Source organism: Pedobacter sp. PACM 27299 (assembly GCF_001412655.1).
Classification (GTDB): domain Bacteria; phylum Bacteroidota; class Bacteroidia; order Sphingobacteriales; family Sphingobacteriaceae; genus Pedobacter.
In genome coordinates, this window is record NZ_CP012996.1 from 1,062,821 (window position 1) to 1,089,110 (window position 26,290).

Here is a 26,290-nt window from a genome sequence, read left to right on the forward strand (position 1 = left end):
TTAATAACCTCATCAGTAGAGCCTGTATCGTAAATGATCAGGCTCTTTCTCCAAAGGCTTACCATCCACCGCCGCCGCCTCCGCCGCCACCGCCACCAGAAGAACCACCACCGCTACTTCCAGAACTCCAACTTGAACTTCCAGACGATCCGGAAGAAGAACCTGTATCAGGTTTACTTTCAGTAACCGCGGTGCTAAATGGTACCATAAAACGTTTGGCAATCTGAGGATAATAAAACTTGTCGCCTTCATACCAATCAGGACTGTAATCTGCGGCATTAAGTAACGCTTCAAATTTGGCGCCCCAGGCATTTTCTACATCAAGCGCAAGCGCATAAGGCAAAAACTTCTCAAATAATGCCGGGGTATGTTCAGGAGGATTCAATAGGTTCAATCTATGTTCCTCGGCCGTTTCCAGATACATTTTAAATCCTTTAATCTTACTGATGGCATCGGTTCCTGCTGGGGTAGGTGCTCTGATCAGGTAAACATATAGCGCGTACATGGTCATGCTGACTGCGATGAATACCAGCGAAACGATGGGTAATTTGTTCAGGTTAGAAAGCAGCATGTACAGCGGAACACCGCCGAAGCCTGCTCCCCAAATGATCAGAAAAAGTCCTACAGGTATAGATTCTCGAATCATTTTGAACCCTCCAAAGAAGCAAAATCCTCCGATCAGAATAAAAGGAAGGAAAAAAAGCATCATCAAAGGAGTACCAGTTTCTACAAAAACCATAAATACAACAAATGCTGCCAGCGTAATCAGCGTCGATTTGACTAAATGTTTTTTGTGACTAATAAAGAAACTTTTTAAATCAAGCTGTGGTTTCAATCGATCGCTATGTGCATTCTTTGCTGCATTGATGGTCGAACCATTCGATTTATTGATGTATATCCTATTTCTTTTGTTGAAGAAGCGCACGTAAATGGCATCTTCTTCTTTCGATAGTACATTTGTTGAACCCGTTGATTTTTCAACCGCATAATCTTCTTTTTTAGGATCCGCCACCCCCTTACTGATTTTTATGACTTTTTTCACAGCCATATTGATGACCGAGATGGCAAAAGACTTATCATCTATTTTTTTGATGTAAAAATAACGAAGTAAGGCTGGAGACCAGTCATTGGGTATATTAAATGTAGGGATGATCACCGGTTCCTGAGGATCCCGTCCATAACGCGACCAGCTGATGTAATAGTAAGTTCCAAGACCAATCAGCAGCAGCAGGGTCAAGGTTATTTTCAGATAGTCCTGGTAAAAAAGTTCAAAATTAGAAGGTCTGTGAATGATCCCTTTGGTAAAAGCGGAAGCCACAGTAAATCCACTTCCTGAGGACAAGCTTTCAGTCGTTTGAAAGCTGATGGAATGATCTGGATTGATGCTGATATTACAGTTTTTACCTGTCGAACCAGCAGGACCGGTGTAACAAGCGGTATTGCCCGGTAATGCTCCATTAGGAAGTGCAATGGTTGCAGAGGCTTTCTCTATCTCGAAATCCCAATCGTTACCGGTAACATTCCAGTAAATTTCATCATAGTTTCTAAAGAACCCAACCTGTCCTTTTGTTTGGTAATTGATTTCATAAGTATAGATGCCTGGATCAAGAATAATATCTTCATTTCCCATATAGATGCTGCGAACGTTGCCATCATTTTTGGTCTTATAATTCTCTTTTTTTCCATCCCTTAAAATGCTGGTTATCTTAAAATCTGCGGATTTCCTGTCGCCAAATATGTCTTTTCGATAAACTGGAATACTCCTGACAAGACCACGTTTAATCCGAGAACCAGATGCGTAAATCTTGATTTTTTCAGACAGGTACATCATGCCTGAAGTATCAATCCTGATGTCGCTGTGAAAAGAAATGATTCTTTCAGAATGGTTCTCCTGTTCGCTTTGTGCGGTAAGTGGTTCCTGTGCTAAAGCTTTTGTGAACAAAGCAGGTAGGAACAGCAAAATCAGGGAGACACTAAGCAGCGTAAATAGAGATTTTATTTTCATATTGAAGCTTTTAAAAAGAAACCTTTACCGGGTCGCGTTCTGTAGAATTGTTTATTTCGAAGAAAGCGCCGTTTTCGAATCCAAATACCGAGGCGACAAGATTGGAAGGGAAGGACTGAACCTGATTGTTATGCTCCCTCACTGTACCATTGTAGTATCTTCTGGAGAGTTCAATTTCCGATTCTATGGTTTCCAGCTGATTCTGGAGCAGTTGGAAATTAGTGCTTGCCTTCAAATCAGGATAATTTTCAGCAATCAGCATCAATCTGCTGATGTTTTCTGAAAGATGATTCTCCGTGTTGATTTTCTCTTGATTTTGCTGGGCCTGAATCGCTTCATTACGCAGCCGAACCAGATCCTGCATCAGTTTTTGTTCATGACTGACATAACCTTTAACCGTTTCAATGAGGTTCGGAATCAATTCATACCGTTTCTTTAAATACACGTCGATTCCGCTCCAGGCTTCTTTCATCCTGTTTTTCGTGTTCACAAGTGAGTTGTAATAATAGATGCTGCCAACTATTAGCAAGCAAATTAGGGCGATTAAGAGGTATAACATAGGTAAGAGAAAGATAGAAAATTATCCTGTAAATATCACATGATGCTTTTTTTGACTACAATAAAAGTCGTTTTGACTACACCGAAGAATGGTTTTCTTTCAAACTTTGGACTGCAAAATAACGTATGATAAAGATGAAAGTATTTGTGACAGGAGCCAGCGGATTTGTTGGCACAGCAGTGGTAAAAGAATTGTTAGCTGCCGGACACCAAGTGTTAGGCTTGGCGAGATCTGCAGCTACCTATCAGATCAACTCCATATATCGCCAGGTTATTTACGCAGTCTACTCCATTTGCTTACCGGGCAAAATACACAGCAATTCATACATCAAAAGCTGACGGATAAAGCCAAAGAAAAGTTGAGTACCAGTAAACTATCAGTAAGTGAAATTGCCTATGAATTGGGATTTGAGCATCCTCAATTTTTTAGCAAGTTTTTTAAGAAAATGACCAACTCCACACCAGTAGCTTTTAGACAATTATTTCAATAAAATTCTTCATCCAAAATTTATAATTTCGTCCGGTAAAGGTGTAAATTTTAATTGCTTATAAAGCTAATCCCAGGTCATATGAAAAATAAGATCGATGAAATGCTGTCAACTTACGGACTGAACGTCGAATCCAGTATTTTGCCCTTGCTGGCAGATATTGCATACTTATTCGGATCTGAAAAAGGAAGATTGCATTATTGGAATTGAAGGAGGGGATTTTATTTATAGTTTTGATCAGAACTATGTTTTTATTACAGATGATATCTGGAACTTTAATTTGATTGCCAGCCCTTCAGTATTGATCATGCTGGCTGAAAAGATAAAAGCATTAAAGTAAATCTCAACAATTTAATAAAATGACGAATAGTAAAGAGCTGACAAAGATTAGTAAAGTCCTAAGTCTGGTGCTGAGACATCAGCCAGAATTTATTGATATTGAGCTCGATCAGCATGGATGGGTAGATGTAGAGCTGTTGATACAGCAAATGAATATTCATCACATCGCTATAGATCGTGTACTATTGGACGAGGTGGTAGAAACCAATAGCAAAAAGCGCTTTAGTTTTAACGACAGCAAAGATCAGATCCGGGCTAGCCAGGGCCATTCGGTTTCTGTAGCGCTAGGCTATGCCGCACAGCTTCCACCTGATGTTCTTTTCCATGGGACTGCGGAGAAATCTGTGGAGTCGATCTTAAACAGTGGCTTAGAAAAAGGCGAAAGGCAGCATGTGCATTTAAGTCAGGAGCTGCAAACAGCGATACAGGTGGGAGGAAGACACGGTAAACCTGTTGTATTTAAGGTGAAATCGGGTCTGATGCATCAGGCTGGCCATTTATTTTATCTGTCAGATAATATGGTATGGCTTACAGACCATGTTCCTGTTGATTTTCTTGATAGAACATAAATAAATGGAAAACATCAATCTTACAAAACTACAAGCAAGGAAAATTATTGTTACAGCCGCCGGACTGGCCAGAAGGGCTCAGTTTGGAACTGGAATAGAAGCTGTGTATCGTCTGATTGACCATTTGGGCTTCGTCCAGCTGGATACAAATTATGTGGTGGAACGTGCCCATCACCATGTGATGGCTGCACGCGTACCAGATTATCAAACAGAATGGCTGACTGAACTTTGCGAAGATGGCCGTATTTATGAATATTTCAGTTCGGATGCAGGTTATCTTCCCATGCCTGATTTCCGCTTTTCCTTGCCGGTAAAACAAGCTTTTGAAACACAAGGAAAACCGCTCAGCAAAGCAGAACACCATTTAATGCAGCAGATTCTGGATCGGGTGGAAAGGGACGGTGCCGTAATGGTTGGTGATTTTGACAACGACCGCATTGAAGCGAGTACCGGCTGGTGGGATTGGCGACCGGCTAAAGTGGCACTCGAAAGGCTTTACCTGGAAGGAAAGCTAATGATTAGCCGCAGTAAAACCTTTCAGAAAGTTTACGATCTGCCTCTCAACCTGGTGCCTGATGATATAGATTTAAATATGCCTACAGCGGAGGAATATGCCCGTTTTATCATCCGTCAGACTTTAAACGCATTAGGAATTGCTGCTCTGAAGGAAATGAAATGGCGATCCCGTCGTGTAAAAGACAATCTTCTTAAAAAAGAGCTGGAAAAAATGATCCTCAACACTGAAGTGAAATCGGTCAATGTAGAGGGCTTGAAAACTCCTTTATATATGCTCCACAATCAGGAAATCAATCTTGAGCTAGCTGATGAAGTCTTCATTCTTTCTCCTTTTGATATCCTGAATGTTTTTCGTCACCGCTTAAAGGACTTTTTCAATTTTGATTACCAGATCGAATGCTTCGTGCCTGCTCCTAAACGTCTTTATGGTTATTTTTCACTACCTGTGCTTGCAGGGGATACATTTATCGCAAGGATGGATGCAAAAGCTGATCGCAAAAAGAAGCTGTTGATCGTTCATAACATACATTTTGAAGCCATAGATCTCGATCAATCCACCATAGAAAAATTTATTGAAGCTTTAAAAGAGTTCGTAAGGTTCAACAAATGTCAGGACATTGTTTTCAAACGATCCAATAATGAAAGTTATCTGGAACTGATCAGCAGGAGTTTCTCTAACGAAGACTAAATATGATCTACTATTCTTGTATCGCTGCCGCTCCTTTTTGTATTCATGGCATTCCAAACTATTATCGTATTTTTGCGAAGTAATAGCAATTCCATTTTGAAAACAGATCTTTTCCTTGTCACCCCTCCCTTTACCCAGCTGAATACCCCGTATCCTGCAACGGCCTATATTAAAGGTTTTTTGAATACTAAAAATATTTCATCGACTCAGGCTGATTTAGGTATTGAAGTGATTTTGGCTTTGTTTTCAAGGAAAGGCCTGGAAGAACTGTTCGCTCATGCGGAGAAAAAAGCCATCTCTCAGAAAAGTCCGAATGCAAGACGGATTCATGCTTTAAAAGAGGAATATATCAAATCTATTGATGCGGTGATTGCTTTTCTTCAAGGTAAAAATCCAACCCTGGCTTTGCAGATTTGTCAGGAGGATTATCTGCCGGAAGCCTCCAGGTTTGAGCAATTGGATGAGCTGGACTGGGCATTTGGAAGCATGGGGACGCAAGATAAAGGAAAGCATTTGGCCACCCTGTACCTGGAAGATATCTCGGATTTTATCATTGAATGTATTGACCCGAATTTTGGATTTAGTCGTTATGCAGAGCGGTTAGGCAGGAGTGCCAACTCATTTGATGAGCTTTACGAAGCGTTAAATCAGGAATATACCTATATGGATAAACTCCTGATGGAGATTCTGGAAGCAAAGCTTGCATTGATTCAACCTAAAATGTTCTTGATTTCTGTTCCTTTTCCAGGGAATTTATATGCGTCATTCCGATGCGCACAGTATGTGAAAAGAAACTATCCTGAGATTAAAATCTCCATGGGCGGCGGTTTCCCAAATACAGAGTTACGTTCTCTTTCTGATGCAAGGGTATTTGAATTTTTCGATTACATCTCACTTGATGATGGAGAATTGCCGATTGAACTGATCTACAATGCAGTCATAAAACCAGGGGAATTTCACCTGTATAAAAGAACTTTTGTGTTAGAAAACAGCGCTGTTGTTTATAAGAATGATGCATTAAGAAGTGATTATAAACAAGCGGATGTAGGCACACCTGATTATAGCGACTTACAGTTAGACCAATACATCTCTGTCATAGAAATCGTAAATCCAATGCACCGGATGTGGAGTGATGGACGATGGAATAAGTTAACGATGGCGCATGGCTGTTATTGGGGTAAATGTACATTTTGTGATATCTCCCTGGATTATATCAAGGTATATGAGCCCGTTGCTGCTAAGTTGATTGTAGACCGGATAGAAGAACTGACTGAAAAAACGGGACAGAATGGCTTTCACTTTGTAGACGAAGCCGCACCGCCAGCATTAATGCGCGAAGTGGCACTGGAGATTCTAAGAAGGAAAATTTCGGTCACCTGGTGGACAAATATTCGCTTTGAAAAAAGCTTTACCAGAGATTTATGTATCCTGCTGAAAGCTTCCGGATGTATCGCCGTTTCCGGTGGTTTAGAAGTCGCATCTGATCGCTTATTGAAACTAATTGACAAAGGTGTAACGGTAGAACAAGTAGCCCGCGTAACCCGAAATCTGACAGAAGCAGGCATATTAGTGCATGCTTATTTAATGTATGGTTATCCAACTCAAACGATTCAGGAAACTGTTGACAGTCTGGAAATGGTGAGGCAATTATTTGAAGCAGGTGTCTTACAATCAGGTTTCTGGCACCAGTTTGCCATGACCGCGCACAGTCCCGTTGGCTTGTATCCAGAGAAGTTTGGTGTGGTCAAGGAAACAGAAGCCATTGGAACCTTTGCCAATAACGACATCAATTATATCGATAAAACAGGCATAGACCATAACAAATTTAGTTTCGGATTAAAGAAATCGCTGTTTAATTTCATGCATGGGATTTGCTTCGAGTACAAATTGCAGCAATGGTTTGATTTTAAAATCCCGAAAACAGAAATCCCTGCCGACTTTATTGAAAATGCCATAAAGGAAGATAGTAAGTTAAATACTAAACCAACGGCTAAAGTAGTATGGCTAGGGGGAAAGCCCCATACAGAAATCTTTACAAAGTATAGAAAGAATAAGCCTTTGGAAACAATGGTATTGACTTTTCATGATAAAAAAGAAAGCTTTACCATTCAGGCCGATAAAAAGGAAGGAGAATGGCTGACTTCCATTTTGCAGAAAATAGCAGCCTCTAATACGCAGGTTTATACTTTTCAGGACATTAAAGCTGATTATGAACAGTCAATGGAACTTTTTGAGCTGTTCTGGTACTCAGAGCCTATTTATAACCTAAGAGATTCAGGTTTATTGGTGCTTTAACTTATCATTCAGGATTCAAAGTCCATAATTTACATTTCAAAACTTAAAATAGTAAAACTAAAAGGATTTGATGCCTCATTTTTACACTTAATATCTCTGAATTTATAAATCAGCACCTTTTAATGTCTTAATTATGTTAAAAAATCATCATGATTTCATATTTTAAGCCCTAACATTTTGATAGGTAATGATTTTTAGACTATTTGCTTCATGAATTTACTGCTAGTTGAAGATGAGCCAAACGTTGTTTCTGTAATTTCAAGAGGGCTAACCGACGAAGGATTTAGTGTAAGTGTAGCTCCGGATGGTTTAATAGGGGCAGAAATGGCTGGTAAAAGTCAGTTTGACCTGATTATATTAGACATTATGCTGCCAGGGATCAATGGCCTGGAACTCTGTAAAATCATTAAGAAAAACACACCAACAGTTCCCATCATTATGCTGACTGCCTTAGGCACCACAGAAAATGTGGTGAATGGCCTGGACAACGGGGCTGATGATTACCTGACTAAACCCTTCCAGTTTGCAGAACTTTTTGCCCGTATCCGGATGTTGCTCAGGCGCTACGGTGGCGCTGTGGTAAACGACCAGATTATTACGATTGCAGATTTACAATTAAACTTATCAGCTAAGACTGTAAAAAGAGCCAATGTTGAACTGAGCCTAACCGCAACAGAATACCGCTTATTGGCATTTTTGGCTAAGAACAAATCAAAAATCCTATCGAGGATTGACATATTAGAGAATGTCTGGGATATTGATTTTAACCTGGGTACTAACGTGGTTGATGTGTATGTAAATTACCTGCGTAAGAAAGTGGATAAGCCAGGTACTCAGAAACTCATACACACTGCAATTGGATTGGGATACGTTTTAAAAGATGCTTAATGAATATTGCTAAAAAAATAACTCTCCTTTTCGCCATTCTATCTGCTATCATTATTTCCTTGCTGAGTGGCTTTGTCTGGTACTTTGCGAACGATTTCGCCTTTGAAGATTTCTATAAAAGATTAGAAGCCAGGGTGAATATCGCTGCGGAAATCAGAACTTCTGAAGATCAGAACGACAACGTATATGCGAAAGTGCGTAATCAATATCTGGAGCGTCTACCCGACGAAAAGGAATACGTGATTGAGAAAAATAAGATCGGTAATCCAAAAATAGGCGTCGACCTACCAAAGACTTTTTATGACCAGATTAAAGAGGGGAAAATAGCACGATACCGCACAGAAAACCATTTCTACGTAGGGAAATATTTGGCTGAGGATCGGCAAAGCCACATCATCATCGTTTCAGCGAATGATCCTTTTGGATTTAGAGAACTAAAGGATTTGCAGAAAATCTTATTTGCTGGTTTCTTTCTATCTATCGTCATGTCTTTTGTCGTAGGATGGAAATTCTCAAACTATATGCTGACCCCTTTAAGAAATATTATTAAAAGTGTCAAAAAGATAAAAGCAGAAAATCTGCATTTAAGGCTGGAGGTACGAGGTAATGATGAGATGGCTCAACTTTCTCAAACTTTTAACAATATGTTAAACAGGCTGGAAACTGCTTTTGAAACACAAAATAACTTTATCAGCAATGCTTCACATGAGCTAAGAACACCTTTAACCATTATTAGTGCAGAAGTAGAATTGGAGTTGAAAGCTGAAGATGGAAGTATCAGACAGCGTCAGGCACTCAGCAAAATAAAGGATGAATCAGATCGGTTAGAACATATATTGACCAGCTTGTTAGGTTTAGCCCAATCCGGCTTCAATGGTAAAACCCAGCCCTGGGAGCAAGTCAGGATGGACGAATTGATCTGGGATGTCCAGCGTACCGTAAATCAGGTACACCCGGAAAGTAAAATTGAGATCGATTTTAGTCAGCTGCCAGAGGACGAAGATCAAATCACCGTAAAAGCTAATCTTAACCTGCTGAAACTCGCCATTACCAATATTGTCAGCAATGCCTGTAAATACTCTAACAATAAAACCGTATTGGTCACTTTAGAAAGCAAGCTCAATGTATTATCCGTTGCGGTAAAAGACCAGGGGATAGGTATTCCTCCAGGTGATGTACAGCATATTTTCGAACCCTTTTACAGAGCCTCAAATACGACAGATTTTAAAGGATATGGCATTGGCTTACCCTTGTCATTAAACATCATTCGCTTACATCGGGGGAGCATTGGCATCAGTTCGAAGGAACAGGTGGGGACGGAGATTAAGGTGATCCTACCCATAAACTAAGCTCAGAAAGCTCTTTTCTGAAATTCTAATGCTATTTTAATGTGTTTCTTAATTCGCTATAATAACATTGCGCTAGACTTGGATTAATTAATTGATCCACTTATTAAAACAAGAAGCGTTATGAAAACTGTCTTAGTACCAACCGACTTTAATGTAGAAAGCTTAAAAATTATCGACTCCCTGGTTTTAACCAATAAACCCGAAAATGTAGGCATCATCTTCATGCATGCGTTTAAACTTTCCGATTCCATTGCGGATATGCTTATGTTAAGCAGGAGGAGTAGAGATTATGAAAGGGTGAGTGATGAGTTTTATACAAAGATGGACGCCTATAAAGAGAAATATTCAAGTGAAATAGAGTTTATGGGAATAGATTATTTTTATGGAAGTACTGTTGCCGCCTTTAAAAATTTCATTGAAGGAGTGAATGCAGACTGTATCGCCTACCCGAAAGCATATCATTTTAATCCTATCCACAAATCTAGCATTGATCCTAGATTATTGACAAAACGCTGCGGATGTGAGGTCAAAGAACTCGATATACATGAATTCTCAGGAGAAGAGAAATTGTTTGACACTAAAATGCCAGCAGAAACTGTGAAGGTCCTTAGTGCTTAATTTTTAACTATACTAAGCTCATTAATTATGCTGTTACGAAATAATATACCCCTTACTTATATCTTTGGAAAGATCAAAACAGAGCTGTTTTTTGTAATCGCTTATTCATTAGGTATTGTGATCCTTTATCAGAACTTTCATGTTACCAGGATTTCTATACCCATTGCAGTTCCTGCACTTTTAGGGACCATCATATCCTTATTACTTGCTTTTCGCTCCAATCAGGCTTATGATCGGTGGTGGGAAGCCAGGATTATCTGGGGAGCAATTGTAAATGATTCAAGAAGTATATCCAGACAAATCCTGTCATTCGTAGAAAGCCCTTACGACCTGGAAGAGGTGGAACAGTTCAAAGTGCGGTTTATCAAAAGACAAATTGCCTGGTGTAATGCACTCAGTCAAAGCCTGAGAGGCTTTAGTCCACACAAAGGTCTGGAAAGATACCTGGATAAGAAAGAGCTTGCTTTTGTTAAAAACCAACGTAATGTGACTGTTGCTTTATTAGAATTACATGCTATGGATTTAAAAAAGGCTTTGAACGAAGGCTGGATAAATAAATACCAGCAAATAGAAATCAACAGAACAATATCAGCTTTGTGTAACCACATGGGTGGATCTGAGCGCATTAAAAACACCGTATTCCCGGTGACTTACAGCAAGTACATCAGCATGTCTATACACTTGTTTATTGTACTTCTGCCCTTCGGATTGATCGAGTATTTTGGCTATATGGAGATACCACTGGTGATTGCTATCGCTGCATTCTTCTTACTGGTAGAGAAAATGGCAGTACACTTACAGGATCCATTTGAAAATAAACCTACGGATACCCCTACCACGACGATCTGTAGAAACATCGAAAAAGATCTTTATCAAATGATTGATGAAAGCAATTTATATGAAGATTTGCCTCAACTGGAAAAAGCAGGGATTGGCTCTTATTATATCTTGTAGCGAACCCATAACCAATATTAAGCCTCTTTCTAATAGAATGGAAAGAGGCTTTTTGAGTTTAATGGGCAGTTTCGATTCCGGCTAATTACAAGCTATTGTCAAACTGTACTTCCTTCTTTTTCTTTGGTACGCTGCCAAAATTATAACTCAATCCAAGGTAAAATATTCTGGAATTACTATTCGTTTTTACATGCTGAACAAGATATGGCCCTTGCAGGTCAACCTCCTGTCTTTGGGTTTTAAACAAATCCGAACCTGCCAGATAAATCGATCCTTTCTTCGCAAAAACATCTTTTCTCAGCGCTGCATTCATGACAAAGCTGGGTAGAAAAGTTCCTTGTGGTGTCAATCTGGATGATTTATAAATGGAATTTAGCTGAAAGCTAAGCGTATTTGTAATTAAATAACCCATATTGAAGTTTGTTGACCAGGTGATCGTCGATCTCTTATTCGCGTACCCCAGGTTACTCGCATCAATCTGATTATAGAAAATATTAGGCGTCAAACTCATGTTTATCTTACTGCTGATGTTGCCAGAAACGACTACATCTGCACCCATAGCCTTGTCATTGGCCAGATTTTCCTGTTTGGTGACCAATACAGAGTCATTTAAAAGGCTGGTGATAGAAGTAAAGCGGTTTGCCGTGTACCTGTAATAAATACCCGGTAAAATGCTCAGGCCGTTTTTCCTCCACAAGTATCCTGCTTCAACGGAATGGATGATTTCCGGAAGTAAATAAGGATTTCCAATCCTGATATTTGTCGGGTCTGCATATTCGGCAAATGGGTTTAAATCGTCACCTTCCGGTCTTCTCACCCTTCTGCTGTAATTTAATTGCAGCTCCTTATGGTCATTTAGTTTGTAACTGAAATGAAGCGTCGGGTAAACCTTGAAATAATGGTTTGGGATGGAGGTCCCAGCACTAATCAGTGCAGATTTAAGCTCAGTATATTCTGCCCTAAGTCCAACCATTATTGAAATTTTATTGACTTCATGAGAAAATGTGCTGTATACAGCATGAATACGTTCATGATAGATAAAATGATTGGTTCTGAGTACATCAGCGCCATAGAAATCCATGTCATCTTTATTGAATTGCCCATCATAGCCAGCTTCCAGTTTGGTATTTTCCGAAAGTGGATTTTCATAATTCAGCAGCAGGTTTTTAACATCTGTGGTCTGTTTGATCAAGGTATAATCTCTTTGATCTGCCTGAACAGGGTATCTGAAAATATTAGTAAAATGGTTGTTTTCGGTTTCCGGGGAATGCGCAATGTTGAATTCCATCCTCAATTTATGGTTCTCTTTCGCGAAATTATGTTCAAAATACAATAGTGCTGAGCCATTACTTTCTTTTTCTGAATTTTCCCTTACACGATCGTAATCCTGTTTTAAACCGCTAAAATCACTTACCTTTTTTACAGTTAAGTCATGTTTCTGTTGTTTTCGAAGGTAATAATTGCCGGAAAGGCCAAAGCTGTTTTGATCATCAATGGTATAATCCAGTCCTAATGTTGCAATATTGGAAAAAGGACGTGTTTTAGATTCCAGCTGATCCTGATAACTATTTACGGCACCGCTTTCCGGATCCTTTTGGGTTCTGTTGTTGATGGTCGTCCTGATCCGGTCGTCCTGACGGATGCTGTAACTGCCGAAAACATTCATCCGACCTGGATTATAACTGAAGGAGCTGCTCGCATTATACCTTTCCCTATTCCCTACATTTCCTGTTAAATTGCCATTCCAGCCTCTTTTAGTCGTCTTTTTCAATACAATGTTAATAATTCCGCCGGTACCATCGGGCTTATATTTTGCAGAGGGATTGGTAATTACTTCAATCCTTTCAATACTGTTTGCCGGAAGTTGCTGTAATACTGCAGCTGCGTTTTTTCCCATTAAGGGAGAAACTTTTCCATTGATCAATATGGTAGCTGTAGAATTCCTGAGGCTCACATTTCCATCTATATCTACTTGTACCAAAGGAACGTTTTGTAAGACCTCTGATGCCGAACCTGATTTTGCCATTAAATCCATATCTACCTGATACACTTTTCTATCTATAGAGCTGCTGAAAATTGCTTTTTTTGCGCTCACCTGCACTTCATTTAAGGTCTGCTTGGAGTCGTCCATGAAAATCGGGAAAACTTTTGTGCCCTCCAGATGGAAGATAGGTGTTTTCACATCGTCGAAACCGATGAAGCTAGCTTGTAAGAAATAGGTCCCTATTGGGATGTTTTTTAAGTTAAATCCCCCTTTTTGGTCGGTTACTTCATGAACAACGACGGCACTGTCTTTCGCTGATTTCAGTACAATGTTTACAAATTCCATTGGGAGCTTAGAGGAAATTGCGGATACTTTTCCAGAGATACTTCCTTTAGACTGTCCATAAACGGGAAGATTACTGCAAATAAGCAGTAGGAAGAGGCTTAGATAATGAGTCGATTTCGACATACAATAGATTCAATTTCGACATAATTACGAAGCAAATCTGTGTTTTTTCTGGAGTTTAAAAATAAAATAACAATAAAATAAAGCTGGAGGAATAATGGAAGAACTTTGCGCAAAATAGTCCTTTATTTAACAGGTAGAAAATCGACACTTTTAGAGAATATCTTAAAACGCCAGTAACCTTTCACCCTGAGCAGACCTTTATTGGTGATAAAAGCATAAGAGCTCCATTCTTTTCCGGTTAATGCATCGTAGATCACCCCATTTTCCCAGCTATTGCTCTCTTTATTAAACGCAAGAAGTTTAAGTATTTCCAGGCCAAGTATCTTTCGTTTTCTTAAAGCAGGATCAGGATTTTGATCGTCTCTTCTCATTTCTGCAGGCCTGTTGAGGTCGTCGGTATCATCAAACCAAACTATTTTTGCTTTGTATTTATGGTCTTGTTTATAAACTTCTACAATCAGATTTTTCTTTTCAGTAATCCATTTGCCCACAATGCGGTCAGGGTCCCTATGCTGATCTTGGGGAAAAGCAGGGGACGTAAAGAATAAAGTCAGTACTAAGGATGTTAATAAAAATAATCTGCCCATACAAAAACTACCTCCATCGGTCATGTTGGAAATAATTTTCACACGAGAAGGTACGGACAAAAATTTAAAGGAATAGCAAAAATTAACTAAAAAAATTAGAATGATCGAATGGAACAATCAGGAAAAACCATTGGATCTCTGCACTAGGGTGCTAGAGTACCATTATCATTTCTGGACAATACCGCTGGACTGGCATTCGCATATTTCTTTAAAAACTTCAGGAAATGACTCAGGTCGTTAAAGCCAAAATCATTACTGATTTCTTTTTTAATTTTACTGCCGGAATTCAGCTGCGTTTCAATCAGTTTATATTTGTAGTCATCAATATATTGTTTAATAGAAACCTTTATTTGTCGCTTAAACAGGCTGCTTAAATAATTTGGAGAGAAATTGAAATGTAAGGCCAAAACACTCAGTTTCAAAGATTCCGGCTGATGGATGTGCGCATGGATAAATTCAATAATAGAAATCACCAGGTCGCCATTGGAGGAAGGCTGTGCAATAATGTTTCCAATTGCATTTCTTTTCAGAATACTGAACACACCACGTATCAAATGAAACATCACCTCATTGCCGATTCCAGGATTGGCCTCCCATTCCTGTACAATTAACCGCATCAACTGCTCGATTTTCTCCATATCCTGCTCAGATTTTACCAAACAGGTATCATAAGTAGCAGCAATGGCCAATAAATGATCTACTAGTTTTTTCCATGCTGAAGAGGATTTTTCATTTGATACCCCCTCCAGATATAGATGATTGAACTTCAATACGCTGAATTCTGTACAGGCTTCAATTTGGAAAATATGAGCATCCTGCGGGGCCAGCAAGAACAAACTTCTCCCGGAATAATGCTGATCTACCTGGTTGTGGGAGTGAATACCCTTTCCAGAATGAATAAACACCAATTCATAATGGTCGTGGTTATGCAAAGGAAAAGGCCATTTTTCCGTTTCAAAATGCCTCACAAATAAGGCTTCATGCTGAATAAATCTTTTCACAGTTGCTTTTTACAAGTATAAGATGAATATCTACCATTTATAGGGTCGCTGGGCTAATAGCTTTGCAGCATTCATCAAATGTCAATTATGTTAACCCATCAAAGTACAAAGATACGCAGAGGAGTGATTCCTTTAATGGCAGTTTCCGCAGGTATTATAGTAGCAAACGTGTATTATAATCAACCTATTCTTAGAGAAATCGGACTAACAATGCAGGCTTCAGAAAGTGAAATTGGCAAAATATCTATGATTTCACAATTGGGATATGGACTGGGCATGTTTTTTTTGCTGCCCCTTGGCGATAAAGTAAACCGGAAGAACCTGATCATTTTACTCTCCTCATTGCTTTGCCTCAGCTTAATATTAGTGAGTTTTTCAAATACACTTTTACAGATTTCTGTTCTCAGTTTCTTTGTTGGCTTATTCTCTACACCGGCGCAGATTATTCTGCCGATGGCAGCTACTTTGGGAAAGAAAAACCGTGGCGCAACTGTAGGGAAAGTATTTAGTGGAATCCTAGTTGGAATTTTAGGGGCAAGGGTGATGGCTGGCCTCCTGACGGAGTTTTTTGGCTGGCGTTCTGTGTTTGCTCTTTCCGCATTTATGGTGCTTATCGTCAGTGTTTTATTGAAGATATACCTTCCTGAAGCACCTGCTAAATTCAAAGGGAACTACTTAAACTTACTCAAATCAACTTTATCCTTAATCAAAGAATACAAGGTGCTTCGACAAGCTGCAATCCTGGGTGCTTTTACTTTTGGGGTGTTCTGTTCCTTTTGGACGACACTTACTTTTCATTTAAGTGCAGCTCCCTTAAATTTTCATGCGGGTACCATCGGCTTATTTGGCCTGATTGCGATTGGAGGTGCTTTAGTCGCTCCTTATTTTGGGAAGCTGGCGGATAAAGGGAGTGTTTACAAGTCTTTGATGATCACTGTTTCCCTGATCATTGGCAGCATTATTCTGATCAAATTATTCCCTTTTTCTGTGGCAGTACTGGTGATCAGCGTATTCTTTCTGGACATTGGGGTGCAAGCCACACAAATCACCAATTTCACCAGAATTTATAGCCTGGATGAACAAGCACACAGTCGGTTAAATACCATCTATATGACTACTTATTTTATTGGCGCTGCGGTAGGAACCTATGCCGGTTTATTGGCCTGGAAATTTGGAGGCTGGGAGGGGGCCACTTGGCAGATGCTCGCATGGAGTATGATAGCCCTGATGATTGTATTGCTTTCCAGCAAGGCAAAGGCATTTATCCGGCTGAAATCAACTGCTGTATAAGGTTTTTATAAACTGATATTTAAGTACCGAACACCATAGTGTTATATTTACACGATGTTTCAACCTAAAATTAACATAAATAGGAAATTCATGGCTAAGAATTTGTCAAAAATTAACTATACTAAATTAATAATTATATATTTGCAACCTCAAAAGGACTTTACTTGTTTTGAACGTTAAAACAGGTAATTCGAGCTAAAATTGGCGTCTTTCTTAAAGAAAGCATCATTTTTATCCTTGAATCCTCTAGAAATGGTCTCCAAAATGATAGGCTGGTTTTGAAGACTGAAAGTATCAGATGATTTGAAATCTTTTTGTTTGCCAGGTGGATTTGCAGGGTAGGAATTTAGGGCTGGGATCATTTGAATAATTACACTAAATAGGAAACTAAAGTCGCAGGCGAAGGCCACAGACTTTCTAAATTTAAAGACAAACCAAATGCTTAATTTTGTTCTCTTTGGCCCACCGGGTGCAGGCAAAGGCACTCAATCTCAGAAATTGATCGATCAGTATCAATTGATCCACATTTCCACAGGTGACCTTTTTAGGGCTCACATTAAAAATCAATCACCATTAGGGCAGAAAGTAAGTGAGTTGATCGCAGACGGACAATTAGTTCCTGATGAGATCACCATCGCTATGCTGGAAGAAGAAGTGGATAAAAACCCGGAAGCTAAAGGCTTTATTTTTGACGGGTTTCCACGAACAGTTCCTCAGGCAATTGCACTGGATGAATTTTTAGAGAGCAAAGGAAGCAGTATTGCAGGTGTAATTGCTTTAGATGTTGATCAGGAAGAATTAACCAAACGCATCGCACAACGTCAGTTGGAAAGTGGTCGTGTGGATGATCAGGCAGATAAACTGCAAAAAAGAATCGACGAGTATTTTAGCAAAACTATCCATGTTTTGCCATACTACGAAGCACAAGGTAAACTAAGTAAAGTAAACGGTATCGGTAATATCGATGCGATCTTTACGGAGTTACGTGCGGTTGTTGATCAGTATTAGTATAAAAGATGTGTCGGAAACTCCGGCATATTTATCATAAATTTGGTGCTGTTTTAAATCAGTACCGCAAAAGCCCGACTTTTAAGTCGGCTTTTTTATTTTTAAAAAGGAAGGTTATGTCGCAAGGATCAAATTTTGTAGATTATGTTAAAATATGCTGCCGCTCAGGTAAGGGAGGGGCAGGGTCTTCACACTTGCATCGTGATATACGCACTTCTACAGGTGGGCCTGATGGTGGTGATGGTGGACGCGGTGGACACATCATACTGCGTGGAAACTCGCAATTCTGGACTTTACTCCACTTAAAATACCGTAAGCACATCATTGCTCAGGATGGTCAGCCAGGATCAAGTGGTACCTCTTCCGGTAAATTTGGTAAGGATGAAATTTTAGATGTACCGCTTGGGACCATCGCTAAAGATGCGGAAACCGGTGAAGTACTTTTCGAAATCACCAAAGAAGGAGAGACTAAAATCCTGACACCAGGTGGTCGTGGTGGCTTGGGAAACTGGCACTTTAAAACGCCAACTTTACAAACTCCACGTTTTGCTCAGCCAGGTGAATCTGGTAAAGAACAATGGATGGTACTGGAATTAAAAGTCCTTGCCGATGTAGGTTTGGTAGGTTTCCCGAATGCTGGAAAATCAACGTTGCTATCTGTATTGTCAGCAGCGAAACCAGAAATCGCAGATTATCCATTTACTACTTTAGTGCCAAACCTGGGTATTGTAGCCTACCGTGGCGGTAAGTCATTTGTAATGGCAGATATCCCTGGAATTATTGAAGGCGCCTCAAAAGGTAAAGGTTTAGGATTCCGCTTCCTTCGCCACATCGAAAGAAACTCCGTATTGTTGTTTATGATACCTGCAGATACACACCGTACCATTTCGGAAGAATATGAAATTCTGAAAACAGAATTGAGAGATTACAATCCGGAATTGATGCAAAAGCCTCATTTATTAGCCATCACAAAATCTGATATGCTGGATGAAGAGTTAATGGCAGAAATGAAAAAGGAGATTCCTTCACATGTTCCATCTATATTTATCTCTTCTGTAGCTCAAAAAGGTTTAACAGAATTGAAAGATATGTTATGGGAATCCATTAATGAAGAAGCATAAGTAACACCTTCCGATTACCGAATATAAGAGAGACCTTTCTATTGCCTAAACAGCAGTAGAAAGGTCTTTTAATTTCTTCTCCATACAAATACTGTCTGCTACATGCTCATATTGGCCATAATTTGAAATTTGCTGATAGCCTCTTTTCTGGTATAAAATGACCGCTTCTTTCTGCTTTTCGCCGGTTTCCAAAATACACCTTTCATAGCCCATCTCTTTTGCCCATTGTTCCAGATGACTGAGGATTTTTGTGGCAATGCCGGTATTCCGAAACTCCGGATGTACAAACATACGTTTCACTTCCATGGTGCCTGAATCATATGCTTTGATGGAGCCACAGCCAATTGCAACGCCTTCCATATAAGCGATCACTACATGTTTAATTTGATCAGTTTTATTGAACTGATCAAAAAAGGATTGCGCTTCCCCATTGTTTTCACTTAGATTTTCATCTAAAAGCGCAATGAGTTTCCTGAAATCTAAATGATCAGGATTCGTTCTGCTAAGGTGTATGTTGGTATTCATGGCACGATCAATTTTCCCCTATAAATATATGCTCAGTCAGTTGTTTAAAGCTTTAATTTAACCTGGCTGACGTTTTAATTAAGGTATGGATTTTTTGGAATATTCTGTAACTTATACCCTTCTTTTTTAAGATACTGCAGCGCTTCAGCTGTAGGTGTTTCCTTAAAAATAATGGCGGATAAAACTTGTCCTGGGATGATTTTTAATTTCAATAACAGGTCGAGAATCGACTTTTTAAGATAAATGGATCTGAACTTTTTGCTGCGGTTATCGGCAGTGATTCCCTCTGCACCGCTAAAATAAAAGTTTGGGTTGATGCGCTTAAAAGCAACCATCGGTAGATTAAGGCCGGCAGCAAATTTCTCAAACTCACGTTCCGATACTTTATAGACAAAATTGCCGACTGGTTCATAAGAGAATCGGTTTTTCCAGACACTGGAGCCGAGATTGCCTTTGATGGAGTTTAAGGTATTCACCATAAACAGCAGCAGTGGCATTTTTGAAATCGGATCCTGTGGTTCGATGATCACAATACCTTTTTTACAAACCCGAATCATTTCGTACAACGCCGAATAAGGCCTTGGAAAGTGGTGGTAAGATTCCTTGCAAAGCACAAAATCATAGGTGTTGTCTTCAAAAGATAGTTTTTCCGCATTTTCTGAACGGAAATCATTTACTATTCCTTCCTGATGGGCAATGCTGAGGAAATCTGTGTTCAGGTCAGTTGCTGTAGCCTGATTACCATTGTTAAGGATGTATCGGGCATCAAAGCCATAAGCATCGCCAACAGTGAGCCATTTCTGATCTTTATTCTTCAGCAGCGGATTCAGGCAATCAAAAAATAAGCGCTGTAACCAGGAACCTATGCTCGTAGTATCTTCGTATCTGCTCTTTTTAAAGTAAGCAGATTTAGCCTCCGGAGTCGGGAACTTTTTATTGTACCATTTTTCATGGAGTTCATAGCTTTCTTTGTGGAACATTTGTGGTCAATTGCTTAGGTTATATTAAATCTAAATATTTTTTTTCTGAAGAAATTAAACGTAAATGTTAAATTGTGTTAATATTCCTCTTATTCTCATGTAATTAGCAATTCTATGAGTTCAGTGCGGAGGAAAGGCTTGATCTTTGAGTCCCAGAAGGCCTAAGCAGCTTTCATAGAAAAGAATACCTTGGAAGAAACATTAATGCGGTGACCAGGAAAGGACACCATTACCTTTAAAACAATAATATACGCATGAAAAAATGCTTGATCCTACTTTTTGTCTGCTTTAGCAGTTTCGGTTTTGCACAGGATAAATATTGGCAGCAAGAAGTCAGTTATAAAATTGATGTTGCCTTAAATGACCAGGCAAAAACCCTGAAAGGCTCCGAACAGATCGTTTACAAAAATAATTCTCCCAGTACCCTCGATTTCATCTGGTTTCACATCTGGCCAAATGCCTATAAACAGGAATCTACAGCGCTGTTCCAGCAATTGAAAAATGATACCAGCAGAACCAAGAAAATGGAAAAATACACTTTCGGCAGTATCGATGGGTTAAATTTTAAAGTGAATGGGCAAACTGCAGTTACAGAAGCCCATCCCAATCCGCAATATATTGATGTGATTAAAGTAAAATTGCCGAATCCTTTAAAACCGGGCGAATCAGTCAATATCAGTACAGACTTCAATGTGAAACTGCCTTCTTATTTCTCTAGATCAGGTTTTGCTGATGGAGAGTTTATGATTTGTCAGTGGTATCCAAAACCTGCAGTATTTGATAAAAGTGGCTGGCATGAGTTCCCATACCTTGATATGGGCGAGTTTTATAGCGAATATGCTGCTTTCAAGGTCAATATTACCTTGCCTTCAGATTATGTAGTAGGTGCTACCGGAGTACTGCAGACAGCCGATGAACTGGCCCTGTATAAAAAACTGGGTGCCGCAAATACCGCTAATAGAACCGGAAAGCCTGAGCTTTATAAGCCGATTCGCAAGTCTCCAACAAAGACACTGACCTATGAGATGAATAATGTGCCTGATTTTGCCTGGTTTGCAGCAAAGAATTTTGTGATCCAATATGATACGGCACAGCTGGCTTCTGGAAAAGTGGTGGATGCCTTTACCTATTACCACAATAAAAAACCTACCTTATGGACCAACAGTATTGATTATACCAAAGATGCCGTAAAACATTACAGTAAATGGATTGGCGAATATGAATATCCGGTGGTTCAAGTAGTAGAGGGGCCGGTTAACAATTCAAGCGGTGGGATGGAGTACCCAACCATTACGTTAATCACCAGTCCGGATGCTAAAAAAGAAACTTTAGATGCGGTCATTACGCATGAAGTAGGGCACAATTGGTTCATGAGCATGCTGGGCAGCAATGAGCGTCAGCATGCCTGGCTGGATGAAGGATTAAATACTTATTTTCAATTCAGATATGAAGCGGAAAAATACCGTTCCAATAGTCTCTTTGGGGATGCCATTCCTGAGCAAGTAAAGAAAATGCCGGAAAAAGAGTTTCTAACCAGTATTTACAATGCGCTAGCCTCAATTCCTATGAAAGCAGCTATTGAAACCCCTTCAGATAAATTTAGCAGTTCAGATGAATACAGTATGGCTTCCTATGTGAAAACAGCGTTATGGCTGTTCATTTTAGAGAATGAAGTGGGAAGAGAAAAAATGGACAAAGCTTTTCAATATTATTTCAGCTTATGGAAGAATAAACACCCTCAGCCAGAAGATTTGAAAGCGGCATTTGAAACCTCTTTAGGAGTGAATTTAGATGCTTATTTTAAGCTGGTTAACAAAGAAGGAGGCTTCAAATAACACTTTATCCATAAGCCATATTCACCTTTTAAAAGGTGAATATGGCTTATGGAAAAGCAGAATCAATATCATTAAATTTGATGGCTAAATTTTTCTATGAACCAGTATAGATACGAAGAGATCTCGGCAAAGATCGCAATTAATATTACCGAAGGAAGGTTAAAACCTGGACATAAACTTTCTTCGGTTAGAAGTTTGAAACAGCAATACAAAGCAAGTTTAAGTACCATTAACAAAGCCTATGAGCTTTTAATTATTTTGGGACTGGTTGAATGTGTTCCCAAATCCGGTTATTATGTGGCATTGCCCAAAGCAAATACTAATGCTGCACTCGTTATCCCACCAAGCCACACCAGGCTTAGAGATGAGCTGTTTAGAAATAATTTACTAGCCATCACGGCTAGTGTAAATCCGCGGCATCGTCATAGTCTTAGTGAATTTAATGTAGCTGCCCCGGATAATCTATTTATCCCTCAGAAAATGATCCTGAGAAATATGCAGCAGGTGATCCGGGAAAATGGGACAAAATTACTCAGATATTATCCTTCCAATGGTTCTGAACCGCTGAAAGAGCAGATTACAAGACATTCGGCCTTAAACCAGGGAACTTTTGATACTGAAGGATTAATCATTACTGATGGGGCACTACAAGCCTTCTATATCGCCCTGGCTGCGGTAACCACTGCGGGTGATGCGGTGGCAATTGAAAGTCCATGTGTGTTCTCAATGTTACAGGTGTTGACCACTTTGAAGCTTAGAATTGTGGAAATTCCAGTGCTGGGTGCTGATGGTTTTGACCTGTATTTTTTGGAGCAGACCCTCAAGACTGTTCCTATAAAAGCGATTGCACTTACCCCCAATTTTCATAACCCTACAGGCTTCCTGATGTCGGATGAAAACAAATTAAGGTTACTGGAAATTGCCAGAACCCGAGATATTCCCATCATTGAGAATGATATGTATGGCGACCTTAATTTTGGCGACCACCGTCCGGGAAACATCAGTTCCATGGACGATACTGGATTAGTCATGACCTTTTCCTCTTTTTCTAAAACCCTGGCCTCAGGGATTCGCTTAGGCTGGCTGTTTACCGGAAGATTTTTTAAAGAGGCGGAACAAATCAAGTTTTCATTGGGCAGTACGGTAGCTCCAGTATACCAGGAAACCATGCTGAAAATTTTATCGACCAATAGCTATGAACGCCATATCCGTTCCTTCCGGATGAAATTGGCTAGCCAGTGTTATCAGACTATGGAGCTGATTTCTATGCATTTTCCAGAGAAGACCCTAATTTCGACCCCTAAAGGAGGGTATAGCATCTGGCTTAAAATGGAAAGGGATATTGATATGGCTAAATTTTATGATCATTGCGAAGAAATTGGCGTACGCTTCACACCAGGTTATACTTTTTCCTACAGTAATGCCTTTGAACAATATTTTAGAATCGTTTTTGCAGTGAAGTATACTACTTTCCGGGAGAATGTCCTGAAACAGGCAGGGTTATTTGCAGGGAATATTCTTCAGGAATAGCATCTGTACCCCATAGATCAAAGTGTACTGAACCCCTTTTATCTTTCTGCAATACTTAATTTGCCCCAGAAATAGATCATCAAGGATGCCACTCAATGATAAAGAGGAACAGCCATCAGGGATTGATCTTTAATGACGATGAACATGGAAAATAAGATAAAAACAAAGTTTACTATCGCCTCCGAAGAAGGAATTGCCATACTGCAGGAACTGGGGGAAAAGCGCGCGCAAGAGAAATATACCGGATTACTGAGTCCCAGTCAAATTGAAAACTACTTGTTCGATAAATTCAATACGGATACCATTATCAGTAATTTAAATACATTTTCTAATCAATTGATCGTGGTTTATGTGGAGGATCAGCCTGCGGGATATGCTTACTTCAGTGTAAATGGAGAGGTCCCGGAAGCATTGAAAGATAAACGTGTAGTTCACCTCGAAGATATGGAAGTGCTGGATGCTTATAAGGACAGCGGCGCAAAAGAGTTCCTGATGGAAAAATTCCTGAATGTCTGTAAATCTTACGAAGCGTTAAAGAGCAGAGAAAGAATCGATGTACAGGATCACATTGCTTTCTATGAACATTATGGATTCCAACAAAAAGGAATGGAAGAGATCAGTATAGCCGGGGTAACTTTTCCATCGGTTATACTGATCAGGGAGAACCCTTAAATACCTTACTATTTTCTATTGATAAAAGATTCTTTTTTCATGGTGTTCCTGCAAATCCATAAGCTGATCAGCATAAATACTGCAGCGGCAAGGAAGGGAGCACCGGAAAATTTAAATGGTGCTTTTGGACTGGTAAACCAGGCAAATAAATTGGTCATCAGCAGGGGACCTACAATAGAAGTGGCACTCATCAGACTGGTTAAAGCACCTTGTAGCTCTCCTTGTTCGTTCTGTGGGACGTTTTGAGAGATCGTGGCTTGTAAGGCAGGGCCAGCAATTCCACCCAGACAGTAGGGCACGAGAAAGGCAAACATCATCCAGCTTTGGTTGGCAAAGGCAAATAACAGCATACCCAGGACAGAAAAAGCAAGGCCGATATAAATGCTCTTTTCATTACCTAACCTCGGACTCGTATACCTGATTAAGCCGCCTTGAACCAATGCAACTAATATTCCAGCAGTGGCCAGCGAGATGCCGATGAGGAAAGTATTCCATTGGAAACGTTCGATATTAATGAAAGTCCAGGTACTTTGCAGCGCCTGACCAGCAATATAAATGAAAATTAAAGACACAATTAAACCACCAACACCTTTGTACTTTTTGAGACAAAGTAAGGAACCCATCGGATTTGCTCTGGACCATTCAAAAGGACGTCGGTGCGCCTTATCCAGTGATTCTGGCAGTACAAAATAGCCATAAATCACATTGATAAATGTAAGTACTGCCGCCGCAATAAAAGGGACTCTTGGGCCAAGCTCACCAAGCAGGCCACCTAAAGCAGGACCAACTACAAAGCCTAAACCGAATGCAGCACCAATTAAGCCGAAGTTTTGTGCCCTGTTTTCCGGTGTACTGATATCAGCAATATAGGCCGTAGCAGTGGTCATACTGGCACCAAACATACCCGCAATGATGCGGCCAAGGAATAACCACCAGATACTTGGCGCTAAAGCCAGAAAAATATAATCGATGCCGAAGCCAAATAAAGAGAAAAGTAATACTGGTCTTCTTCCATATTTGTCACTTAGGTTTCCTATGATCGGGGCACAGATGAATTGCATAATGGCATAAGCAAACATGAGTAAGCCGCTCCATTGTGAAGCTTCACTGATATTGCCATGGATCAACTGTTCTATTAATTGAGGGAATACTGGAATGATCAGCCCAATGCCAATCACGTCCAATAACATGGTGATGAAAATGAAGCTTAACGCCGCTTTTCTGGATGATGCCATAAAATTTTTAGGATTTGAAGGCGCAAGTTATTGCTTCTAATTTAAAAATCGGGCTTACTGATCTGATATATTATGGATTATGCGCTATTTTTTTTAAAAAATTCTTCAATGATGTGCCTAGAATATAAGTCCAGCCTTGCTGAAATGAGTCCCTGGAAAAATCAGGATTGTTGCTGGGCAAGGTGTCTAATCCGCTATGTTTAAGTTTTAATCTGGTTTTCCCTCACTTTCAGCTAGCGTAAAACTGACCAGCATTTCTCCTGGAAACTGATCGTATTTCCAGCTGTAACTCAGCTGTTTTTCTGGAATTACGGTGGTTACTTTACAAATATGCAGGTATTTCGTATCATCTTTTGACCCGTAAAATTTAAATTCAAACCGAGCTCCGGCTTAAACTCTGCCAAATCAAAGTACCACTTTTTCATTTTGGCGTTAACCGTCAATGCCTCCCATACGCTAGAAAGGGGGGCATCGAGCAAATATTCTAATTCAAGTGCTGCTGTTTTCATCTTTCTTGGCTTTTTAATTTCTCTAAATCCACTGTCGAGGATGTTCCTTGTCAAGCAATAGAGCGCATATTCTTTTTGAAGATACCGAAAGCATTACAATTTCGGTTATCGAAAAAATGAAGAAATAGTGTGTAATTGGTCGGGTAGTGTTCGGACACTGGTCGGACTTGGTATAGGGTTCGGATAGGGTTCGGAAGGGGTTGCCGTAGGGTTGCCCTACTCTCGGCTATCCCAACCCTACGGCAACCCCTTCCGAACCCTATGCGAAGGCAAATCTC

At 39.8% G+C, this 26,290-nt stretch carries 26 protein-coding genes; 16 read left to right on the forward strand and 10 right to left on the reverse strand.

All coding sequences use genetic code 11. The features are described 5' to 3' along the window. Positions 1–58: 58 nt before the first annotated feature. A complete protein-coding gene (locus AQ505_RS04465) occupies positions 59–2,005 on the reverse strand; it encodes a DUF2207 domain-containing protein (protein WP_062547061.1) in 1,947 nt (648 codons plus the stop codon). A gap of 10 nt (positions 2,006–2,015) precedes the next feature. Next, positions 2,016–2,495: a LemA family protein gene (locus tag AQ505_RS04470; RefSeq protein ID WP_231635022.1), complete on the reverse strand. Its 480-nt coding sequence runs from the start codon at positions 2,493–2,495 to the stop codon at positions 2,016–2,018. 194 nt (positions 2,496–2,689) lie between these two features. Between AQ505_RS04470 and AQ505_RS27190 the strand changes: the two genes are divergently transcribed. From AQ505_RS27190 to AQ505_RS04515, 10 genes are all read left to right on the forward strand, one after another. Next, complete coding sequence (locus AQ505_RS27190) at positions 2,690–2,902, forward strand: NAD-dependent epimerase/dehydratase family protein (protein ID WP_335337988.1); 213 nt, start codon at positions 2,690–2,692, stop codon at positions 2,900–2,902. After that, entirely contained in the window at positions 2,857–3,054 is a 198-nt protein-coding gene (locus AQ505_RS26805; protein WP_335337989.1) for a helix-turn-helix domain-containing protein, read from the forward strand. The genes AQ505_RS27190 and AQ505_RS26805 overlap by 46 nt, the downstream gene beginning before the upstream one ends. 78 nt (positions 3,055–3,132) lie before the next feature. Then, entirely contained in the window at positions 3,133–3,261 is a 129-nt protein-coding gene (locus AQ505_RS27130) for a hypothetical protein (RefSeq protein WP_257720570.1), read from the forward strand. A 149-nt stretch (positions 3,262–3,410) separates the two neighbouring features. After that, complete coding sequence (locus tag AQ505_RS04485) at positions 3,411–3,959, forward strand: RNA 2'-phosphotransferase (RefSeq protein WP_062547065.1); 549 nt, start codon at positions 3,411–3,413, stop codon at positions 3,957–3,959. Between the two features lie 4 nt (positions 3,960–3,963). Further along, positions 3,964–5,163 (forward strand): winged helix-turn-helix domain-containing protein, encoded by a 1,200-nt coding sequence (locus tag AQ505_RS04490; protein ID WP_062547066.1) that lies wholly within the window; start codon positions 3,964–3,966, stop codon positions 5,161–5,163. 96 nt (positions 5,164–5,259) lie between these two features. After that, entirely contained in the window at positions 5,260–7,458 is a 2,199-nt protein-coding gene (locus AQ505_RS04495; protein ID WP_062550883.1) for a B12-binding domain-containing radical SAM protein, read from the forward strand. Positions 7,459–7,668: 210 nt separating this feature from the next. After that, a complete protein-coding gene (locus tag AQ505_RS04500) occupies positions 7,669–8,346 on the forward strand; it encodes a response regulator transcription factor (RefSeq protein WP_062547067.1) in 678 nt (225 codons plus the stop codon). Then, positions 8,346–9,695, forward strand: coding sequence for a sensor histidine kinase (locus tag AQ505_RS04505; RefSeq protein ID WP_062547068.1), 1,350 nt, complete (start codon positions 8,346–8,348; stop codon positions 9,693–9,695). Before AQ505_RS04500 ends, AQ505_RS04505 begins: the two co-directional genes overlap by 1 nt. Before the next feature lie 120 nt (positions 9,696–9,815). Then, positions 9,816–10,313: a hypothetical protein gene (locus tag AQ505_RS04510; protein WP_062547069.1), complete on the forward strand. Its 498-nt coding sequence runs from the start codon at positions 9,816–9,818 to the stop codon at positions 10,311–10,313. A gap of 27 nt (positions 10,314–10,340) precedes the next feature. Beyond that, the gene (locus AQ505_RS04515) at positions 10,341–11,267 is read left to right on the forward strand and encodes a bestrophin family protein (RefSeq protein WP_062547070.1); all 927 of its coding nucleotides are present in this window, start codon (positions 10,341–10,343) and stop codon (positions 11,265–11,267) included. Between the two features lie 85 nt (positions 11,268–11,352). Here the strand turns inward: AQ505_RS04515 and AQ505_RS04520 are convergent, their stop codons facing one another. From AQ505_RS04520 to AQ505_RS04530, 3 genes are all read right to left on the reverse strand, one after another. Beyond that, a complete protein-coding gene (locus AQ505_RS04520; RefSeq protein WP_082461422.1) occupies positions 11,353–13,719 on the reverse strand; it encodes a TonB-dependent receptor domain-containing protein in 2,367 nt (788 codons plus the stop codon). Positions 13,720–13,841: 122 nt separating this feature from the next. Continuing rightward, positions 13,842–14,348, reverse strand: a complete 507-nt coding sequence (locus tag AQ505_RS04525) for a DUF2147 domain-containing protein (RefSeq protein ID WP_157262193.1) — start codon at positions 14,346–14,348, stop codon at positions 13,842–13,844. A gap of 101 nt (positions 14,349–14,449) precedes the next feature. Next, positions 14,450–15,307: a helix-turn-helix domain-containing protein gene (locus AQ505_RS04530; RefSeq protein WP_062547073.1), complete on the reverse strand. Its 858-nt coding sequence runs from the start codon at positions 15,305–15,307 to the stop codon at positions 14,450–14,452. An 87-nt stretch (positions 15,308–15,394) separates the two neighbouring features. On the opposite strand from AQ505_RS04530, the gene AQ505_RS04535 reads away from it, so the two are divergent. The 3 genes from AQ505_RS04535 to obgE all read left to right on the forward strand — a co-directional run bounded on the left by AQ505_RS04535 (position 15,395) and on the right by obgE (position 18,726). Beyond that, positions 15,395–16,597: an MFS transporter gene (locus AQ505_RS04535; protein WP_062547074.1), complete on the forward strand. Its 1,203-nt coding sequence runs from the start codon at positions 15,395–15,397 to the stop codon at positions 16,595–16,597. A gap of 438 nt (positions 16,598–17,035) precedes the next feature. After that, complete coding sequence (locus AQ505_RS04545) at positions 17,036–17,605, forward strand: adenylate kinase (protein ID WP_062547076.1); 570 nt, start codon at positions 17,036–17,038, stop codon at positions 17,603–17,605. A 116-nt stretch (positions 17,606–17,721) separates the two neighbouring features. Further along, complete coding sequence (gene obgE / locus AQ505_RS04550; RefSeq protein WP_062547077.1) at positions 17,722–18,726, forward strand: GTPase ObgE; 1,005 nt, start codon at positions 17,722–17,724, stop codon at positions 18,724–18,726. Between the two features lie 45 nt (positions 18,727–18,771). Here the strand turns inward: obgE and AQ505_RS04555 are convergent, their stop codons facing one another. Both AQ505_RS04555 and AQ505_RS04560 read right to left on the reverse strand, forming a co-directional pair. Continuing rightward, positions 18,772–19,251 carry a GNAT family N-acetyltransferase gene (locus tag AQ505_RS04555; protein ID WP_062547078.1) on the reverse strand — a complete coding sequence of 160 codons (480 nt, stop codon included), beginning with the start codon at positions 19,249–19,251 and terminating at the stop codon, positions 18,772–18,774. Between the two features lie 74 nt (positions 19,252–19,325). Continuing rightward, a complete protein-coding gene (locus tag AQ505_RS04560) occupies positions 19,326–20,231 on the reverse strand; it encodes a class I SAM-dependent methyltransferase (protein ID WP_062547079.1) in 906 nt (301 codons plus the stop codon). 254 nt (positions 20,232–20,485) lie between these two features. Between AQ505_RS04560 and AQ505_RS04565 the strand changes: the two genes are divergently transcribed. The 3 genes from AQ505_RS04565 (at position 20,486) to AQ505_RS04575 (ending at position 24,268) form a co-directional block, all read left to right on the forward strand. Beyond that, positions 20,486–22,066: a M1 family metallopeptidase gene (locus AQ505_RS04565; RefSeq protein ID WP_062547080.1), complete on the forward strand. Its 1,581-nt coding sequence runs from the start codon at positions 20,486–20,488 to the stop codon at positions 22,064–22,066. Between the two features lie 96 nt (positions 22,067–22,162). Continuing rightward, positions 22,163–23,596, forward strand: coding sequence for an aminotransferase-like domain-containing protein (locus AQ505_RS04570; protein WP_062547081.1), 1,434 nt, complete (start codon positions 22,163–22,165; stop codon positions 23,594–23,596). Between the two features lie 144 nt (positions 23,597–23,740). Next, positions 23,741–24,268 carry a GNAT family N-acetyltransferase gene (locus AQ505_RS04575; protein WP_197286297.1) on the forward strand — a complete coding sequence of 176 codons (528 nt, stop codon included), beginning with the start codon at positions 23,741–23,743 and terminating at the stop codon, positions 24,266–24,268. Between the two features lie 8 nt (positions 24,269–24,276). Here AQ505_RS04575 and AQ505_RS04580 read toward each other — a convergent pair whose 3' ends face one another. The 3 genes from AQ505_RS04580 to AQ505_RS26815 all read right to left on the reverse strand — a co-directional run bounded on the left by AQ505_RS04580 (position 24,277) and on the right by AQ505_RS26815 (position 26,012). After that, a complete protein-coding gene (locus tag AQ505_RS04580; RefSeq protein WP_062547083.1) occupies positions 24,277–25,503 on the reverse strand; it encodes a TCR/Tet family MFS transporter in 1,227 nt (408 codons plus the stop codon). 207 nt (positions 25,504–25,710) lie between these two features. Further along, entirely contained in the window at positions 25,711–25,839 is a 129-nt protein-coding gene (locus tag AQ505_RS26810) for an SRPBCC family protein (RefSeq protein WP_335337999.1), read from the reverse strand. Continuing rightward, complete coding sequence (locus tag AQ505_RS26815; protein WP_062547084.1) at positions 25,821–26,012, reverse strand: hypothetical protein; 192 nt, start codon at positions 26,010–26,012, stop codon at positions 25,821–25,823. The genes AQ505_RS26810 and AQ505_RS26815 overlap by 19 nt, the downstream gene beginning before the upstream one ends. Between the last annotated feature and the right edge of the window lie 278 nt (positions 26,013–26,290).

Excerpts from the sequence above, each read along its gene's own strand:
- AQ505_RS04465 (WP_062547061.1), bottom strand. The coding sequence starts at position 2,005 with ATGAAAATAAAATCTCTATTTACGCTGCTTAGTGTCTCCCTGATTTTG.
- AQ505_RS27190 (WP_335337988.1), top strand. The coding sequence starts at position 2,690 with ATGATAAAGATGAAAGTATTTGTGACAGGAGCCAGCGGATTTGTTGGC.
- AQ505_RS27130 (WP_257720570.1), top strand. The coding sequence starts at position 3,133 with ATGAAAAATAAGATCGATGAAATGCTGTCAACTTACGGACTGAACGTC.
- AQ505_RS04485 (WP_062547065.1), top strand. The coding sequence starts at position 3,411 with ATGACGAATAGTAAAGAGCTGACAAAGATTAGTAAAGTCCTAAGTCTG.
- AQ505_RS04490 (WP_062547066.1), top strand. The coding sequence starts at position 3,964 with ATGGAAAACATCAATCTTACAAAACTACAAGCAAGGAAAATTATTGTT.
- AQ505_RS04500 (WP_062547067.1), top strand. The coding sequence starts at position 7,669 with ATGAATTTACTGCTAGTTGAAGATGAGCCAAACGTTGTTTCTGTAATT.
- AQ505_RS04505 (WP_062547068.1), top strand. The coding sequence starts at position 8,346 with ATGAATATTGCTAAAAAAATAACTCTCCTTTTCGCCATTCTATCTGCT.
- AQ505_RS04510 (WP_062547069.1), top strand. The coding sequence starts at position 9,816 with ATGAAAACTGTCTTAGTACCAACCGACTTTAATGTAGAAAGCTTAAAA.
- AQ505_RS04515 (WP_062547070.1), top strand. The coding sequence starts at position 10,341 with ATGCTGTTACGAAATAATATACCCCTTACTTATATCTTTGGAAAGATC.
- AQ505_RS04520 (WP_082461422.1), bottom strand. The coding sequence starts at position 13,719 with ATGTCGAAATCGACTCATTATCTAAGCCTCTTCCTACTGCTTATTTGC.
- AQ505_RS04535 (WP_062547074.1), top strand. The coding sequence starts at position 15,395 with ATGTTAACCCATCAAAGTACAAAGATACGCAGAGGAGTGATTCCTTTA.
- AQ505_RS04545 (WP_062547076.1), top strand. The coding sequence starts at position 17,036 with ATGCTTAATTTTGTTCTCTTTGGCCCACCGGGTGCAGGCAAAGGCACT.
- obgE (WP_062547077.1), top strand. The coding sequence starts at position 17,722 with ATGTCGCAAGGATCAAATTTTGTAGATTATGTTAAAATATGCTGCCGC.
- AQ505_RS04555 (WP_062547078.1), bottom strand. The coding sequence starts at position 19,251 with ATGAATACCAACATACACCTTAGCAGAACGAATCCTGATCATTTAGAT.
- AQ505_RS04560 (WP_062547079.1), bottom strand. The coding sequence starts at position 20,231 with ATGTTCCACAAAGAAAGCTATGAACTCCATGAAAAATGGTACAATAAA.
- AQ505_RS04565 (WP_062547080.1), top strand. The coding sequence starts at position 20,486 with ATGAAAAAATGCTTGATCCTACTTTTTGTCTGCTTTAGCAGTTTCGGT.
- AQ505_RS04570 (WP_062547081.1), top strand. The coding sequence starts at position 22,163 with ATGAACCAGTATAGATACGAAGAGATCTCGGCAAAGATCGCAATTAAT.
- AQ505_RS04575 (WP_197286297.1), top strand. The coding sequence starts at position 23,741 with ATGGAAAATAAGATAAAAACAAAGTTTACTATCGCCTCCGAAGAAGGA.
- AQ505_RS04580 (WP_062547083.1), bottom strand. The coding sequence starts at position 25,503 with ATGGCATCATCCAGAAAAGCGGCGTTAAGCTTCATTTTCATCACCATG.
- AQ505_RS26815 (WP_062547084.1), bottom strand. The coding sequence starts at position 26,012 with ATGAAAACAGCAGCACTTGAATTAGAATATTTGCTCGATGCCCCCCTT.